General features: G+C 57.6%; 9 protein-coding genes. 7 read left to right on the top strand and 2 right to left on the bottom strand.

Annotation, left to right across the window (positions count from 1 at the left end; genetic code table 11):
- Window positions 1-12 precede the first annotated feature (12 nt).
- Window positions 13-1347, bottom strand: a complete 1335-nt coding sequence (locus HDF16_RS19665) for a hypothetical protein (protein ID WP_184220577.1) — start codon at window positions 1345-1347, stop codon at window positions 13-15.
- Between the two features lie 439 nt (window positions 1348-1786).
- On the opposite strand from HDF16_RS19665, the gene HDF16_RS19660 reads away from it, so the two are divergent.
- From HDF16_RS19660 to HDF16_RS19635, 6 genes are all read left to right on the top strand, one after another.
- Window positions 1787-5209 (top strand): TonB-dependent receptor, encoded by a 3423-nt coding sequence (locus tag HDF16_RS19660; RefSeq protein ID WP_184220573.1) that lies wholly within the window; start codon window positions 1787-1789, stop codon window positions 5207-5209.
- Between the two features lie 81 nt (window positions 5210-5290).
- Window positions 5291-6649, top strand: coding sequence for a glycoside hydrolase family 27 protein (locus HDF16_RS19655; RefSeq protein ID WP_246409314.1), 1359 nt, complete (start codon window positions 5291-5293; stop codon window positions 6647-6649).
- 26 nt (window positions 6650-6675) lie between these two features.
- Entirely contained in the window at window positions 6676-8094 is a 1419-nt protein-coding gene (locus tag HDF16_RS19650; RefSeq protein WP_184220570.1) for a glycoside hydrolase family 28 protein, read from the top strand.
- A 7-nt stretch (window positions 8095-8101) separates the two neighbouring features.
- Complete coding sequence (locus tag HDF16_RS19645) at window positions 8102-9298, top strand: glycoside hydrolase family 27 protein (protein ID WP_184220567.1); 1197 nt, start codon at window positions 8102-8104, stop codon at window positions 9296-9298.
- Between the two features lie 39 nt (window positions 9299-9337).
- Entirely contained in the window at window positions 9338-11629 is a 2292-nt protein-coding gene (locus HDF16_RS19640) for a GH92 family glycosyl hydrolase (RefSeq protein WP_184220563.1), read from the top strand.
- Between the two features lie 262 nt (window positions 11630-11891).
- Window positions 11892-12665, top strand: a complete 774-nt coding sequence (locus HDF16_RS19635) for an SDR family NAD(P)-dependent oxidoreductase (protein WP_184220560.1) — start codon at window positions 11892-11894, stop codon at window positions 12663-12665.
- A 207-nt stretch (window positions 12666-12872) separates the two neighbouring features.
- On the opposite strand, the gene HDF16_RS19630 is transcribed toward HDF16_RS19635, so the two are convergent.
- Window positions 12873-14291, bottom strand: coding sequence for a hypothetical protein (locus HDF16_RS19630; protein ID WP_184220557.1), 1419 nt, complete (start codon window positions 14289-14291; stop codon window positions 12873-12875).
- Window positions 14292-14574: 283 nt separating this feature from the next.
- Between HDF16_RS19630 and HDF16_RS19625 the strand changes: the two genes are divergently transcribed.
- Entirely contained in the window at window positions 14575-17979 is a 3405-nt protein-coding gene (locus HDF16_RS19625; RefSeq protein ID WP_184220554.1) for a TonB-dependent receptor, read from the top strand.
- The last annotated feature ends 9 nt before the right edge of the window (window positions 17980-17988 follow it).

The following is a 17988-nucleotide window of genomic DNA, read 5'->3' as shown; positions in this document are numbered from 1 at the left end:
TCCTGGCAAACATTAATGCTGATGGCCACTACTCTTTACGATTCGATAGGAGATGATTTCAGAACCGAGCGGAGTTCCGTTGGAGCGCGAAATGCGCAGCAGGATCTGGAAGTAAGGGAATGTTTTTTGTTGGAACAGAGCCTGTAGCTTCTCCAGATTTTCCTCGCTGGTCAGGAAGTCTCCACCTGCCTCGGTCGCCTGCGAATCTGTTCCGGAGAGGATCAGGGTGCTCCCGGTGTTTGTCGGATTCGGCAGGAATACGATCACGCAGTAAGCCGTTCTGGTGCCAGAGTCTGAGGAGATAGGGTACTGGGCCTGCTCATTTCCAACCGGGCTATCGACGGTGACGAAAGACGGAGTCGAGTCTGCGGATTCTTTGAAGTGGTACGCGATTCGATCTTCGAAGAGTTCTACCCAGGGATTGGACCTGCTGCTGCCGACGAAGATGGTGTTGTTCCAACGCAGCCGATGGCCAGCGTATTCTCTGGCAAACAGGAGGCGGGTGCCGTCGTCGCCGGTCTCCAGCTCTGTAATCCGGCGCGCAACACGAAAGTCTCCTATGCTTCCGGAGCTGTGATTGAAGACAGCGGAGAGATCTTTGCGCTCCTGTTCACGCGCATCATTGGTCAGGGTTTCAGGGGATTGCGCCGCTCTGTAGGTGTAGTCCAGATACTCCGCCAGAGAGAGCTTCTTGTGAAGGACATCCTGGGCCAAGCCGAAAGACGAGTCTGCAAGGACGATCTCTGGTGGAAGATTCCTTCCGAAGAAATTACCCCAGAAGGCGCGAAGGGCTGGAGCGCTCTGCCATTTGTGGAGTTGGACTTGAGTCTTCTCGTTGATCCTGATTTCGGCGATCAGCCAGACTGACAGACAGACGATGATGGCGGCAAGAATTCCCGAGATGGGGCTCTGAAGCGCCCGGGCAACTAACGACAATTTCGAAGGAGTGACTGCCGGCACTTCTGGCGAAAGAGTCTCTCCCATTGGAAGGGGAGTTGCGACCGGGTGATCGTCGATAGCGAATTCTCTATCGGGTGAAACTTCCCTGGCATCGTCACGCCGCAAGCGGAAGATTGGGCTGTAGCTTCCGCGAGGGATTTCGAAGATGACGGGTTCGTTCTGGCCTTCGTTTGCGAAGTACAGGTCGATTCGCTTCCGCAACTCCATCGCATTTACGCGGACAATATTGTCCTGCGAGGTGTCGTAGGAGGGCGAGCGTCCGAAGACCGCCGTGCCGATCTGTTGCTCGTGAAGATCGTCAGTACCGTGCAGGATCGCTTCGTTCCCGACGTAGATAAGAAAGTCGCGGAGCCGGGCTGAGCGGCGGAACGGGGTGCTCTCAAGCACCCGGCCTAGTAGCCTATCCCATTCCATTTTGGATGGATGAAACAAGATTTCAGGCGGATTGATTTCTGTCGTTTGCATCCGGCTCAGCGAGAAAAGTATAGCATTCTGGCGGGAAAGCCCAGAAAACCGCCTGTCTCACGGTGAAGACTTGAGCTGTTAACTGGCTTTATTTGCCTCAGGCATGGCGGTAAAGGCCGCCATTTTGGCGTAAGGGATGCGCCCCCTTACCGTAAATTCACTTGCAACCCGTTATCGCAGGCCCGGAAGCTTCGGGGGCTGGAAGAACTTGTTCATGCGCATCATCAATGAATCTTTCCCGAGCTTTGCGCCAAGAGGGCACGAGGGGAAGGCAGCAAGGATTGGGCCGGTTTGCGATGGTCTTGTGAGATTGAGAGATACGAGTAAACGTATCCCTCGCGAAACACTTCGGAGGCAACAAATGAACATTGATTTACACAACTTGATCCGGCCGGCGCGGCAAAAAGTCTTTACGACATGCACCGGTGCCGCAATTGCAATTTCGACGGCCTTCCTGCCATCGTCGGCGCTCTTTGCCCAAGCTGTTTCGTCGGCCAAGATGCACGGAACGATTACCGACAACACCGGAGCCGTCGTACCCGGCGCGTCCGTGGTTGCCACCCAGACCGCTTCGGGAGCGACGGCCACCGCAGTCACCTCCGCCACCGGGGACTACGTCCTCGCCAATCTGCCCGTGGGTGCCTATACGGTGAAGGTGACCGCCCCGGGCTTTCAGACGTATAGCCGGACCGGCGTCGTTCTCGAGGTTTCGAACGACGCCGAGGTGGATGCTCCGCTGACAGTCGGTTCGACGGACACCACCGTCACGGTGGACGCAACGGCGAGCCAGGTCCAAAGCGACGATGCCTCCATCTCGACCGTTGTCGACCAGAGCCGCGTTGTGGATCTGCCGCTCAACGGCCGCAACGCGGCTAACCTTGTGCTTCTCTCTGGAGCGTCGGCCCCGACGGTCAACGGCAACATGACCAGCACCAAAAGCTACGGTAGCACCGGGACGAGCGCGATCGGCGGAGCCCTGAACATCGCGGTGGCCGGCGGTCAGGGCAACCAGATCAACTACCTGCTGGATGGCGGCGATCACAACGACTCGTTCTCGAACGTGAATATGCCTTTTCCTTTCCCGGACGTGCTGCAGGAGTTCAGCGTTCAGACGACCGGCATGTCCGCTCAATATGGCGTACATCCCAGCGCGGCGGTCAACATCGTCACGAAGTCCGGCAGCAACCAGTGGCATGGTGGCGTCTTCGAGTTCCTCCGCAACAGCTACGCGAACGCGAACAACCGTATCAACGGCTACACGGACCTGAAACGCAACCAGTTTGGCGGATACTTCGGTGGGCCGATCCTCCACGACAAGCTGTTCTTCTTTGGCGGTTATCAGCGCACGGCATTGCGCATCGCGCCGGCTACGACGTCGTCTTTTGTGCCGACGACTGACATGCTCGCCGGCAACTTCACGCCCTATCTCCAGTATCAGCGGAGCCAAAGCGCTTCGAACACCTGCCCAACGTTGCTTGCCTCGGCGGGTTTCAACTACAACGCGACAGCCTGCACGGCGACGATTGACCCGGCTCTATTCAGTCCGGCGGCTGTGGCTCTGACGAAATACCTGCCGGTCGCCCAGACACAGAACGCGGCTGGCCTTGTTTCATATGCCGTACCAGCACCGCAGGATGAGAACCAGTGGATCGGCCGGCTGGACTACAACCTGAACTCCCGCCACAGCGTCTTCGCGCGCTACTTCCTGACGAACTACTACCAGAAGTCGCTCTTCAACGGAAATCTGCTTAACGCCATCAATCCTGGCCTTAAGGACCGCGGTAAGTACCTTACGCTTGGAGACAACTACGTCATCTCGCCGAACATCTCCAACGCCCTGCGTGGAACGGTCACTCGCCTCGCGATCGCCCGTGGGGCACCGGGAGACCTCATCTCTCCCGCAACACTCGGCTCGAATGTCTTTTCGTCGGTTCCCAACTATATCTATCTGAACGTCAGCGGAGCCTTTACGGCCTCTTGCGGAAGCTGTGCCCCGACCCACTACGTCACGAACCACTACCAGGTGGCGGACGATGTCTCGATCCAGAAAGGAAGCCACTTCCTGCAGCTCGGCTTCGACTACATCCACGAAGAGCTAAACCTTGGCGGTATCAATACCGAAAACGGCCAATTCACCTTCAATGCTTCGTACTCTGGTCTTGGTCTGGCAGACCTTCTTCTGGGCGCGCCCAACACCTTCTCCCAGGCTTACGGCCCAGGTGCGGCGGCGCATCTCCGCTATAACTACTTCGGCTACTATGCGCAGGACACCTGGCACGCGACGAAGAACCTGACCATTAACGCAGGTCTTCGTTGGGAGCCATGGTTCCCGGAGTACGAGAAGAACAACATCGGTGGCGAGTTCAGCCCAACGGCCTTCGCTTCGAACACGGTTTCGAGCATATACACGAATGCCCCTGCCGGAATCGTCTTCTACGGAGACAAGGGCGTGAAGCCCGGCTTCGTCAACTCCCGCTACACTAATTTTTCCCCCCGTTTTGGCTTCGCCTTCGATCCTCAGGGCAACGGGAAGTCAAGCATCCGTGGTTCCTACACGCTGACCTTCGAGGCCCCTGAGCTCTACTATGATTCGGGCTTCCCAGGAAACTCCCCGAATGCCTCTGCCCAGGCCTTCACCGTGGATAACTCCACGAATGAGACGGATACGGTGAAGTCGTTCGATGATCCATGGAAGAAGATCACTGGCGGGAATCCTTACCCGACCCAGTATCCAGCCCCTAGCACTGCTGCGTTTCCCGCAAAGAACGTTTCAACCGGGTACTACCCGAGCGACCTTCGCAGAACGTATATGCACCAGTACAACTTCAGCTATCAGAATCAAGTCTCTGCGAACTGGCTTGCCTCGTTGAGCTACATCGGCACAAGCACAATTCATCTATGGGGCTTCCAGCCATATAACTACGCGACGCCGGCAGCGACGCCAACGGGTGCGGCGGCGACGACGAACAACACGTCGCAACGCTATATCCTTTACCGCGCGGCGATCGCCAACAACACGACGGCGGGAACTCGCTATGGTGCGTTCAGCGGTACATCGGACTACGGCATGGCCAACTTCAACGGCGTGATCGCGACGGTCAATCACCGCTTCGCGAACAACTTCTCCGTGTTGGCGAACTACACCTGGTCGCACTGCCTCTCGAACATGAACTATACGGGCGACAACACGCCTCCTGCCCAGAACCCTAACAACCATTCAGCAGAGTACGGTAATTGCAACTTCGACACGACGCATAACCTCACGATCTCGGGTGTGGCAACCTCACCGAAGCTCCGCCAGCATGCTTTGAACTACGCTCTGGGTGCGTGGCAACTCAGCCCGTTGATCACCTATCGCACAGGCATGCCCTACACCGTGACCGATGGCACGGACCGCTCGCTTACCGCGATTGGTCAGGACCGGCCGAACATCGTTGCGGGACAGAAGCTCTACTCCAAGAACCTCTTCCCCGCTACTGGAGTGAAGCCGCTGTGGATCAACTCTGCCGCATACGCTCTGCAGCCTCTCGGTACCTTCGGGAACGAAGCTCCACTGCAGGCGCGAGGCCCTGGCTTCGCCAATGTCGATGCAGCCATCAGCAAGCACTTCCCGATCTACGAGCGCGCGCAGCTTGAACTTCGTGGAGAGGCTTTCAACGTGCTCAATCATCCCAACTATGCCAACCCCAACACGGCGATCAGTTCGAGCTCGACCTTTGGACGCATCACTGCTACGGCCAACGACGCTCGCCTGCTCCAGATCGCCGCGAAGATCACCTTCTAACTCTTTCCCAATACCCAGCGTGCGCGAATCCATGCACGCTGGGTTTTTCTTCCCCTGGTATTGCATTACGAGGAGATCTTGTTGCGTCTTTGGCTCGTTCTTTTATCTACCTTGTCTCTGGGGTCGCTCCTCTCGTCTGCCGCACAGGCTCCGGCAGATCTTGCCCCTCATCCGCCTCTAGGCTGGAATAGCTGGGACGCCTATGGCTTGACCATCACCGAACCACAGTTTCGCGATAACGTGGACGTGATGGCTAGGACGCTGAAGCCTTACGGCTGGCAGTACGCTGTTATCGACGAAGGTTGGTTCCTTAAGAATCCTCTCGACCTGAAGACGCCCGACAAGGTCGCCTACGAGATCGATGCGAATGGCCGATATAACCCTGTCCCAGAGCGCTTTCCTTCCGCCATCGTCGACGACAAGAATCAGGGGTTCCGCGTAATTGGGGACTACGTACACTCACAGGGACTGAAGTTCGGTATCCACATTGTTCGCGGTATTCCGCGCGAGGCATTAAAGCAAAACACGCCCGTTGCGAATAGCCAATTCCATGCGAGCGATGTCGCTGACGCCAGCGATCCCTGCCCATGGGACCCGACGAATTGGGGTGTTCGAAATACGCCGGCCGGACAGGCATGGTACGACTCTCTGATGGCCCAGTACGCAGGTTGGGGAGTGGACTTCATCAAGGTCGACTGCATCTCTGACCACCCGTACCGGCCCTCCGAGATTCGGATGATCCACAACGCCATCGTAAAGACTGGCCGATCTATCGTTCTCAGCCTTTCACCTGGCCCCGTTTCGCCGGGGATCGCACAAGAGTTGACTCCCTATGCGCAGACGTGGCGCATCTCCGATGACCTCTGGGACTACTGGAAGAATGCCAGGCATGCGCCGCGCAGTGTGCATGATCAGTTCGAGCTTGCTGCCGCGTGGACACCCTACGCTCATGACGGTGCATGGCCCGATGCCGACATGCTTCCCATTGGTTATCTTGGCCCACAGCCTGGTGACGGAGAGGCTCGCCAGACGCGCTTAACGCGAGACGAGCAAAAAACAATGTTCACGCTGTGGGCAGTAATGCGTTCGCCGTTGATTATTGGGGCCAACCTTACGAAGCTCGATGATTGGACAACAAGTCTCCTCACCAACCGCGATGTCCTCGATGTGAACCAGTACGCGCGCGATCAACGCCAGGTGGCTCGCGAAGGAGACACGGTTGCGTGGACGGCTGCAGGCAAAGGCGATGTTCGCTATCTTGCTCTCTTCAACCTGAACGATAGGGATAAGACGATCAAGCGCACCTACAGCTTCTACAACTTGCCAGCTATCAGTTATAAGAGCAGGGAGCTATGGTCGAATGAAGATCGCGGGCGCTCGGACTCGATCAATGTGACACTCCCCGCGCACAGCTGCATTCTTCTAGAGCTGACACCGTAGCCCATCTTTCGAACGTCAGGATAACCATGGCAACGCGCAGATCCTTCCTCTTCAGTTCTCTCTCGATCGCCGGACTCAACTGGCTACCTTCGTTCGCGCAATCAACGCCTGCGCGCGAGATCAACGTGCTCTCTCTGGGAGCGATCGGTGACGGCGTAACGCTCGATAGCCCAGCTATTCAGCAGGCCATCGACCAGATATCGGCGGCAGGCGGCGGCCGCGTCGTTGTGCCCGGCGGCAAGCGTTTTTTGATTGGAGCGTTGATGCTGAAGAGCAACGTCAATTTTCATCTCGCTGACGATGCGGTCCTACTTGCCAGTCCTGAGGCCGCGCACTACGGGTTTAAGAAGAACAGGGGTGTCATCAATGCGGACAGCGCAATCAATCTGTCTATAACGGGCACTGGACATGTCGATGGACAAGGCATGAAGTTCATGGGCAACTACTCGCCGGTTCATGAACGCTGGGAGCCCCTTCCTTTCAGGCCGAGGATGTTTCATCTGATTGGCTGCAAGGGGCTTGAGATCTCCGGAATATCATTCGGGCACTCGCCGGAGTGGGGCCTGCACACACTTGGCTGTGAGCACGTACTGGTCGACGGGGTTCGCGTTCGCAACTATCTCGATGTACCGAACTGCGATGGCATGGATCCCGACCGCTGCCGTGACATGGAGATCAAAAACTGCGACCTGGTCTGCGCGGATGACGGCATCGTCATCAAGACCAGCCAGCAGACGGGCGACGAAGACTATGGGGTCTCACATAACATCACGGTGAGCGACTGCTCGGTCGTCTGCCGGGACAGCGGCCTGAAGATTGGGACGGAGACCTTCGGCGATATCTCGAAGATTCTCTTCGAGCGCTGCCGCATCGTCTCCGGCGGTCGCGGACCGACGATCACGCATCGCCAGCCAGGCAACATCGAGAACGTAGAGTTTCGCGACATCGACTTCCTGGCACAACATCACGCGGCCCGTTGGTGGGGCTGGGGAGAAGCTGCATCAGTAACGGTGTGGCCCAGGATCAAGGACGGGAAGACGGGGTCGTTGAGCAACGTGCGTTTCAAGAACGTGCGCGGTGTTGCCGAGAATAGCTTCCGCATCGACGCTAATCCGGAACAGCCTGTGAAGAACGTGCTGCTGGAAGATTGCTCGGTGGAGATCGATCGTTGGACACAATATCCGGGCGGCATGTTCGACAACAGGCCCACGCGGGCCGATGATCCCATGCACGAACCCGGAGGCTTGGAGAAGCACGATACGCCTGCCTTCTTTCTACGTAACGTGCAGGGCGCGGTGCTTCGAAACTGCAGCGCCAGTTGGGGCGTTCATCATGCCGACTACTTCAGCTACGCGCTCGAAGCTGAGCATGTGACCGGGCTCAAGCTCGAAAACTTCAAAGGGAAATCGGCTCGCCCCGGTCTACCCGCCACATTGATTCGCTAGGAAAATTATGCCTTCACGAATGGCAGCACTTCTCGCGCTCGCTCTCCTGTCGTCCTTCGCGTCAGCACAAGTCAAACTTGCGGCGACGCCACCCATGGGGTGGAACTCCTGGAACTGGTTCGCCGAAAAGGTGACGGACAAGGATGTTCGTCAGGCTGCGGACCTGCTGGTCTCCTCAGGCATGCGCGATGCCGGCTACGTCTACGTCAACATCGATGACGCCTGGCAGGGCACCCGCGACGAAGCGGGCAATTTGCACAGCAACGACAAGTTCCCAGACATGAAGGCGCTCTCGGACTACGTGCATAGCAAGGGGCTGAAGCTCGGCATCTATAGCTCCCCCGGACCCAAGACATGCGCGCGATTTGAAGGCAGCCTCGGGCACGAAGAGCAGGATGCCCAGCTCTACGCCTCTTGGGGCATCGACTATCTCAAGTACGATCTGTGCAGTTTTCACAACGGTGTAATGCGCAAGGAACATCCGGGCGATAGCCCGGAGGCCATGCACCTCCAGTACAAGATGATGCGTGACGCCTACGAGAAAATGCACCAGGCGCTCCTCAAGACTGGTCGGCCTATCGTGTATAGCCTCTGCCAATACGGCTTCGATTCCGTGTGGCAGTGGGGGCCGGAGGTAGGCGCCAATCTCTGGCGCACGACGGGCGACATCACACCCACCTTCGATCGCATCTCGCTCATAGGCCGCGAGCAAGCAGGTCTCGCTCGCTACGCCGCTCCCGGTCATTGGAACGATCCGGACATGCTCGAGGTGGGTAACGGCAAGCTCACCCTCGATGAGAATCACACGCACATGGGCATGTGGGCGATGCTGGCCGCGCCTCTGCTGGCAGGGAACAATCTCTCGCAACTTACGCCCGATATCAAGGCCATCTTGACGAATCGCGAGATACTCGCAATCGATCAGGACACGCTTGGGAAGCAGGCGGATCGTATCTACGCCGAAGGCCCGATCGAGATATGGGCTCGTCCTCTAGCCGATGGTGGAAGTGCTCTTGCAATCTTCAACTTTGGCGAACAACGCTGCTACCTGCGCGGCATCTCGCTACATCTGGAACAGGCAGGCGCGTTCAGGGGCTGGAGTGCGCGGGATGTGTGGGCGGCGAAGGAACTTGGCCCTATCGACGACTCGACACATTTCACCATTCCCCGGCATGGTTCTGTGATCCTGCGCCTCTCGAAGTAGCCTGCTTGTCCTTACCGCTTCCTTCCTAAAGGCGTGTCGATGAAAGTTTGTATCTTTCTCTTACTCGTTGCACTCACTCCGACGTCCTCTTTGTTTGGACAGAGCCGTGCGGTGGATTACGTCCACCCCTTGGTAGGCACGGCGAACGAGGGCCAGACCTATCCAGCGACAGGCGTTCCCTTCGCGATGACCCACTGGACTCCACAGACGCGCGCCGGGGAGATCAAATGCGTAGCGCCGTACTACTTTGCGGACACGATGATTCAGGGGTTTCGCGGCTCTCACTTTCTTAGCGGCAGCTGCGTGCCTGACTACGGCAGCGTAACGCTCATGCCCTCGCTGGGAGCGCTGAAGACCTCGGCAGTTGATCGAGCGTCCCATTTCGCTCGCGCCAGCGAACGTGCGACGCCCTATTCCTACAAGGTGGATCTTGCGGATGCGGGTGTCCTTGCTGAGATCACGGGAACAACACGATCGGGAATGATGCGGTTCACAGCGCAGCATGAGGGCGACGGCTCCATTGTGATTGAGAACAACGCTCGCGGTGGCGACGGCTGGGTTCGTGTAGACCACAAGGCGCAGGAGGTAACGGGCGAAGTTCCGGTGAGGCGAGAGTACGCCGGAAGTGGGAAGCTTGCGGGCTTCAGCAGCTACTTCGTGGTCGAATTCAGCCGTAGCTTTACGGCAGAGGGGGCCTGGTCGGGAGTTAATATTCGCAAGGGCATTGCGGAGCAGCACGGTGATGGTCTGCCTCTCGGTGTGTTGCCGGTCGCGAAGGTTGCGACTACAACTGGTGGAGCGGCAAAGGCGGCCGCGAGTCTCCCCACCGTAAGTACTCGCCCCGGCTTCGGCACGTATGTTCGCTTTCCGGCGATGCGGGCTGGCGAGACGATCGTGGTGCGCATCGGCACGTCCTTCGTCAGCGTAGATGAGGCTCGCAAGAACCTGCGCGCCGAGATCGCCGATTGGAACTTCGATGCGGTCGAGGCGAGGGCCAAGGCTGCATGGGAGAGTGAGTTGTCCCGGATCGAAGTGAAGGATGACATCCCGGCGAGGGACGTCTTCTATACCGCGCTCTATCATGCTCTGTTGCACCCGCGAACCTTCAGCGATGTTGATGGCAGCTACCCTCGTTTCGCGGGAAAGGGCGAGGTCGAACACGCGGGAGGTTTCGTCTATTACGATGACTTCTCCATGTGGGACACCTTCCGCGCTCAGCACCCGATGCTGACTATTCTCGATCCCGATCGGGAGGTCGATATGGTTCGATCGTTGATTCTCAAAGGTCAACAGGGAGGCTATCTTCCCATCTTCCCGGCCTGGAATAGCTACACCTCAGAGATGGTTGGCGACCACTCCTCGGTCACCATCATCGACGCCTACAAGAAAGGGCTGCGTGGTTTCGACATCGATGCGGCCTACTCTCTCATACGAAAGAATGCTGTGTCGGTTCCTTCTCCGGAAGAGGGCAAAGATGGCAAGGGGCGACGAGGCTTGGACTCCTATCTGAAACTTGGATACATCCCACTCGAAGACCACATCCCCGAAGCGTTCCACAAGGATGAGCAAATCTCGCGCACACTGGAGTATGCCTACGACGATGCCATGATCGGCACGTTGGCCGCTGCATTAGGAAAGATGGACGATGCGAGGCTCTTTCAGCGGCGCGGACAGAACTGGCGCAAAGTTCTTAATCCGACGACGGGTTTTGCCCGAGGCCGATACAAGGATGGAACCTGGACCACGCCATCCGATCCCGCAAGCAAGCAATCATGGATAACCGAAGGTTTGCCGTGGCAGTACACCTTCTTTGTTCCCCAAGATGTCCCGGGCCTCATCGAGTCAGAAGGCGGCGACAAGGCATTTACCGCAAAGCTCGACCGCCTCTTCGACGGCGGCTTCTACGATCATGGCAACGAGCCAAGCCATCACATCGCATACCTGTATGACGCATCTGGAGCGTCAGGAAAGACACAGCAGCACGTTCGCGCCCTAATGGACAGCGAGTACAAAGATGCACCCGATGGTCTCGCTGGAAACGACGATGCCGGGCAGATGAGCGCATGGTATGTCCTTAGCGCTCTCGGCTTTTACCAGGTAACTCCTGGAGTTCCCGAGTATTGGTTCGGCTCGCCCAGGTTTGACGATGTTACCGTACTTCTTCCCACTGGGAAGCGGTTGCATATCGCCGCCAAAGGTGCCGGAGAAGGGAGAAAATATGTGACACAGATTCTCCTCAACGGCCGCAGCGTCAATGGGTACAAGATCAGCTATTTCGACCTCGTATCGGGTGGAGAGATCATTTTTGAGATGGCTGCAAGCCGAGATTGATTGGCATGATGCATGGACGCGCCATGCTTCTTACAAAAGAAGGTATTACCATTAATGAGACGCCCCGGCCCTGACTGAAACGGACATGTTGAGGGAGAACGACCGGATCAAGCCTAGTCTCATTTCGTCTGGGCGATTCGGCAAAGTCGAGTAGATTGCGTCGATTTCCTTGGTGCTTGCGGGCAACGGATGCACCACGGGTCAGATCATTGACGCCAACGGGGGCTGGTAGAGGAGCTAGCAGCAAACAATAGGAGACACCATGAATCGGTTTGAAGGAAAAGTAGTGATTGTGACGGGCGCCGGTTCAGGCATCGGAGCTGCAACGGCGAAGCGCTTCCTCGCCGAGGGAGCGCTGGTGGTTCTCAATGGGCGCCGTAAGGACAAGCTGGCAGAGACAGCGAGTGGCATCGACGCCAAGCGGGTGCTGCTGCACGATGGAGATATCTCCGATGAAACCTATGTCGCGAAATTAGTGGGGGACACGGTGGCGAAGTTCGGACGCGTCGATGTTCTCGTGAACAACGCCGGCGTCGCCGCGTTCGGCCCCATCCTGGAGAGCACGACGGAGCAGTGGCGCAAGGTGATGAGCATTGATGTGGACGGCGTGTACTTTGCGATCCGAGCCGCTCTCCCTCATCTATTGATGACGAAGGGTTCCATCGTGAATGTCTCTTCGGTCTCGGGGCTCGGCGGTGATTGGGGCGGCAGTATTTACAATGCTGCGAAGGGTGCGGTCACGAATCTGACCCGTGCGCTCGCGCTGGAGTTAGGGTCGCAGGGGGTTCGTATCAATGCCGTCAATCCCAGCCTGACCTCGACCGAGATGACGGCAGACTTCGAAAATAACGAACCTCTCGTCGCGAAATTCAAGGACCGGCTTCCTATCGGGCGCGGCGCGAAGCCGGAAGAGGTGGCGAGCGTGATTGCATTTCTCGCAAGCGAAGATGCGGCGTTCGTGAACGGAGTGAATCTGCCGGTCGATGGGGGTATTACTGCCTCGAATGGTCAACCGAATATGACCGGCTTAGTTTAGCCAGACGCGCCGTTCCCATGGGCCAACAGGTGGCAGGGGCGATTCGCCTTTGCCGCCACCCTTAGGAACGGTAAGTCCGTTTCCCAACTGCCGCTAACAGGCCAACCCAAGTTCCCAACCAGATCGAAGGCGCATTGGCGACTGGCACGCTCCGGGAAATTAGCTGGTTTGCTGTTGAAGGAGAAGGTTGTGCCCTCAGGGCGAGCGTCAGTCATGCGTATGCATAGCCACAACCCGGGCTGGCCCGGCGCCCTCGCCCAGACCTTCGCTCTCAAGCAACATCTCGAAGTGGTAGATCGATCCATCTGGTTTTCGAGCTTTGTTTAAGATCGGGATTAACCGATCATCGTCCATAACTAGGTCCACGGCTGCTTCTGTACCGGCCATAGATAGCCCTTCCAGGATCAACACATTTCCAGTACCGCTCAAATTTGGAAGAAACGCCACGACCGAGTAAACCTTGCCCTTAGTTGAAATCGAAACTGAGCTATACTCCGTTGCCTCGCCAAGCATCGGGTGCCGATTGATAAAGGAAGCGTGTTTATCCGCATTCTCAATGCTGAAGCGGAAGTCCATATGCGTTTCGAAAAGTTCCACCCACGGTACGGCCTCCTGCGCGCCAACCATGATGACGTTGCCTGTCTTGAAGTCGTTGAGGTGCATATCCCGGCTGTAGTGAACCAATGTCCGGTCGGGCACCGCCTCGGGCAGACGTAGCAGATGAGTGAGCGTTGTGGCATCCACCATCGACGTGTACCTGCGATGTAAGAGGAACTGCGCGAAGTCGGGATCGACATGGGCGATGGAGGGCATCTGCTTGCTGACATCGCCGCTGAGATAGTCATGAAGACTCACGTACTCGCGAGCAACAGCGTGAAAGAGAACCAGGCCCGAATCGCCGAGAACGATCTGTGTAGGCTCATCTTCCGTGAATAGCCGGCTCCATAAAAGATGATGCCGCGTTACCGGGAGATGGGTCCGCAGGTGCATCGCCATTACGCCAACCAGACCCACGCAAATCAGGGCCAAACTTGCGATCGCAACTCGGTACCCGCGCAGAGTGCGTGAAGATGACCCGGCAGGGTCTTCGCTCTCTGCAAGCGCTCGAGAATTCGACGATTGCTCGGCGATCGCGATGAAGTTCGGAACTTCCTCGCCGTTCGCATCGTGGCTCTCGTCTATCTCGGGTCGGATGCCGTCGGGGTTGGCGACAGGGTTAGGAGCGACTTGATCCGGAGCAGCCAGCCTCGGGATGAATAAAGGAACGTACCCACCGCGAGGGATGACGAGGTGCATCGGCTCTTGCTGCCCGGCCCTCTGGAAGTATTGTTCGAGCCTGCGCCGCAGACGGAGCGCATGGGAGCGGACGATCGTATCCGCAGCCGAGTCGTAGTTGGGCTCACGCCCGAAGACTTCGACGCCGATATGCTGCTCGCTCAGGTTCTGCTCACGCCCCTCGAAAGTCGCATTGCAGACGTATAGAAGGAACTTGGAGAGCTGCGGGGAACGCACAAAGTCCGGCGCTGCAAGGATGCGCTGAAGAAGCAGATACCGAGGGTCACCATCCCATAGTGTGCTGGACGAAGCTTCCAGCTCCGGGTGGTGGTCAACGGATGCATTGCTCATACCAGTTCAAGATCCTTCGGTGGGTCAATCCTACCGCTGCATCGATTACAGCTCTGTAAATCACCTCCGTTTCACCTTGTTGTCCCGCATCTTCGCATAGCCGGTTTTGCCCTTTCCTTGCTTCGCGCGGGATGAACATGCGAGCAATCACGGAGAAATCACTGCACTTCACCGAATGTCGTCCGCTAGCTTCATCAACGAGAGAACGAATCGCTTCAACGTTCTGTCCCCGAAAGACTGAATTGGCTGGATGTGTAATTTGGCGAGTGCGAAAGAGGATCCGATGAATTTTAAGTGGCTTCAATATGCGGGACTGGCCGTTCTGCTCATGCTTTGCCATGCGGCCTTTGGCCAGGACACAGGTGCGAGTCTCCTGGGTGTCGTGCATGACGGAGGCGGCGCGGCTATTGGCGGCGCGACCGTAGAGGCGGCCAACACAGCAACCGGTGCCCATACTGCGGCGACCGCGAACGGCAAGGGCGAGTACTCTCTGCTCAACCTTCAGCCCGGAACCTATACGTTGACCGTCTCGTCTCCCGGCTTTAGCCGGTATGAACAGAAGGGTATCCGGCTTGATCTGAATCAGCATGCCAGCCAGGATGCCGTGCTCAACGTCGGCCAGGTGCAGCAGACTGTCTCGGTTGATGCCGATGTCTCCGGTCTCGACACGGTGTCTTCGCAGGTAAGCGATGAGGTAAATGGAACTTCCCTGAGACGTCTGCCTTTGAACGCCCGAAACCCGTACCAGTTGGTGACGCTTGTTCCCGGCTTTGCAGGCTCGACTGGCGATGATTACAACTCCAACAGTTTTTCGATCAACGGCACGCGTCAGGGCTATACCGACGTGCTGGTCGACGGCAGTCCAGCGGGTTTCCCGACAGTGAATGGCAACTCCGGCATCGGCGTATTTCCTTCGATCGATGCGATCGGCGAATATCGCGTGCTGGCCCAGAACTACGCGGCAGAGTATGGCCGCACCGCCGGTGGCATCGTCAACGTCGTCTTCAAGTCAGGAGCGAACCAGTTCCACGGGACGCTCTTCGAGTTCATCCGCAACTCGGATCTTGATGCGAACGATTACTTCTCGAATTTGAACAAGAAGCCGCTACCTTCGTTCCGTCGCAACCAGTTCGGCGGTGTTCTGACCGGTCCGATTCTTCGCGACAGGACCTTCTTTCTTCTTTCAACCGAGCTACTGCGACAGAACGCATTTCAGTCTGTCACCGCGACCGTCCCGACTGTGGCGCAGCGTAGCGGAGACTTCTCAGAGACCTTCGGCGCGAATGGAAAGCTGATTACGATCTACAACCCCTTCACCACCCGCGCGAATCCCTCGGGCGGCTATATCCGGGATGCATTTGCCGGCAACATCATCCCCACCAACCTGATGAGCGGCGTTGCGAGCAAGGCCATCGCCTACTATCCGCTGCCGAACGTCACCGGCAACGCCATCACGAACGCGAACAACTACTTCGCCAACGGAAGCACGATCACGCAAACCACCGCGTGGGACGTCCGCATCGACCATGTACTCAACCAGAAGCAGAAGATCTTCGGCCGCTACTCGAACCGCTACTATGGCTCGGCACCGAATCCTCTGTTCCCCGCTGCAGACGCGGTCGCTGAAGGGCTCATCAACGGAGAAGACTACGCGCGCGGCTTCACATTCGGCCACACTCTGACCCTCAACGAAAAGGCTCTGATCGATACCCGTCTGGGCTTTTCACGCACGCTGTACAACTATGCCAACACAAGCCTTGGATTCCAGGCCTCGACGCTTGGCCTGCCCGACACTCTTGACCAGGCCGGCGGCACACCGACCTTCCCAGTATTCTCGCCGGCCGGATACACCGGTCTCGGAAACAACGGCAATCGCCACAATGCCTTCATGACGTACAGCCTGCTCTCTTCGCTCACCTACGTTCGCGGAGCGCACACCTTCAAGATCGGCTTCGATGGCCGCCTTATCCGGGTCAACGACCACGAAAGCGCTGACGCTTCCGGAAACTTCTCCTTCGGTACAAACTTCACCCAGGGACCAGACCCGAACACTGCCAGCGCAAACACCGGGAGCGGTATCGCGTCGATGCTGCTCGGCATCGGCACGGGCGACCTCATCCAGGCCTACAAGAACGACGCCTCGCAGAGCTACTACCTCGCAGAGTTCCTGCAGGATGATTGGCGCATCACTCACAAGCTCACGCTCAATCTCGGCGTCCGCTACGACCTGGATACACCGCGCACCGAGCGCTATAACCGGACGAACTTCTTCGACCCGAACGTCGCATCGCCTCTCTCCAATCAGTTTGCCGGAACCAGGGGCGGCCTGGTCTTTGTCGGAGTCAATGGTCAGAGCCGGCATCAGTACAACATGGATACCAACAATGTCGCACCGCGGTTTGGCTTTGCGTACGCCGCAACTCCAACGACGGTAGTGCATGGAGGAGCGGCCATCGTCTACGGTCCCTCCGCACAGGCGGCAGCCGGAACGGTCGGGCCCTACGGGTTCCGAGTCCAGAACACGTGGGTCAGTTCGCTCGACGGGATCACCCCCTATAACACCCTCGATAACCCATTCCCGACTGGCTTCCAGGCGCCTCCGGGGGCGGCAGCAGGTGTGCTCACCGGTGTTGGAGGACAGATCGAAGGCGCTATCCGCAACACGCCTACGCCCTATGCCGAACAGTGGGACCTTGACGTCCAGCAGACCATCACCCGCGATACGACCTTCGAGCTCGCGTATGTTGCAAACCGTGCCCGCAAGCAGCAGCAGAGCCGTGAGGGCGGCATAGACTTCGACCAGCTTCCTGTCGCGGACCTGGCCCTCGGATCGCACCTCAATGACAGCATCGCAAACCCGTTCTTTGTGACCATCACAACTGGCTCACTGGCGGCCGCCACCACTTCTCGCGGCCAGCTGCTGAAGCAGTTTCCTCAGTACTCAAGCGTACTTCCGCTTTTTCTCGCAGGTGGAAACACTCAGTATGATGCGCTTCAACTCCGGCTCAACAAACGCTTCAATCAGGGTCTGCAGGTACAGGCTTCCTACGTCTGGGCGCGAAACTTCGACAATGGAACGACTCACCAGGACAGCTTCAATCCCATGGCGGATTTCGCAGTCAGCTCGCAGGATGTTCGCAATCGCTTCGTCGCCAGCTATATTTATGAGCTGCCTGTCGGCCGGGGCCACGCTTTCGGGAGCCATATGTCTTACTGGGAAGACTTCATCGCCGGGGGCTGGCAGGTCAACGGCATCACGACTCTCCAAGGCGGTACGCCATTGCAGATCTCGGCGAGCAACACGCTTTCGAGCCTCAACTTTCAAACTCTCTACGCCAACACCAACTTCCAAAATGCCTCACTTTCAGGCGACATCCACAAGCGCTTGAACAAGTACTTCAACACGGCAGATTTCAGCCAGCCCGCAGTCTTCACCCTGGGTAACGGACCGGCTTACTACAACAATCTGCGAGCACCCGGGCTCGACAGCACCGACCTCTCCCTCTTCAAGGAAGTCCAGGCGATCGAGCGGCTCAGGGTGCAGTTCCGGGCGGAGATGTTCAACGCCTTCAACCACGTCCAATTCGGTTCGCCTGACACCAAGGTGACTGACGCGTCTTTCGGACAGATAACCTCACAGGCGAATAGCCCGAGACAAATACAGTTTGGACTCAAGCTGCTGTTCTAATTGCCAGCA

The sequence above is a fragment of the Granulicella aggregans genome (genome assembly GCF_014203275.1).
Lineage (GTDB): Bacteria > Acidobacteriota > Terriglobia > Terriglobales > Acidobacteriaceae > Edaphobacter.
Note: the sequence above shows the minus strand (reverse complement) of the source record. Positions and strands in the feature narration are given on the sequence as shown.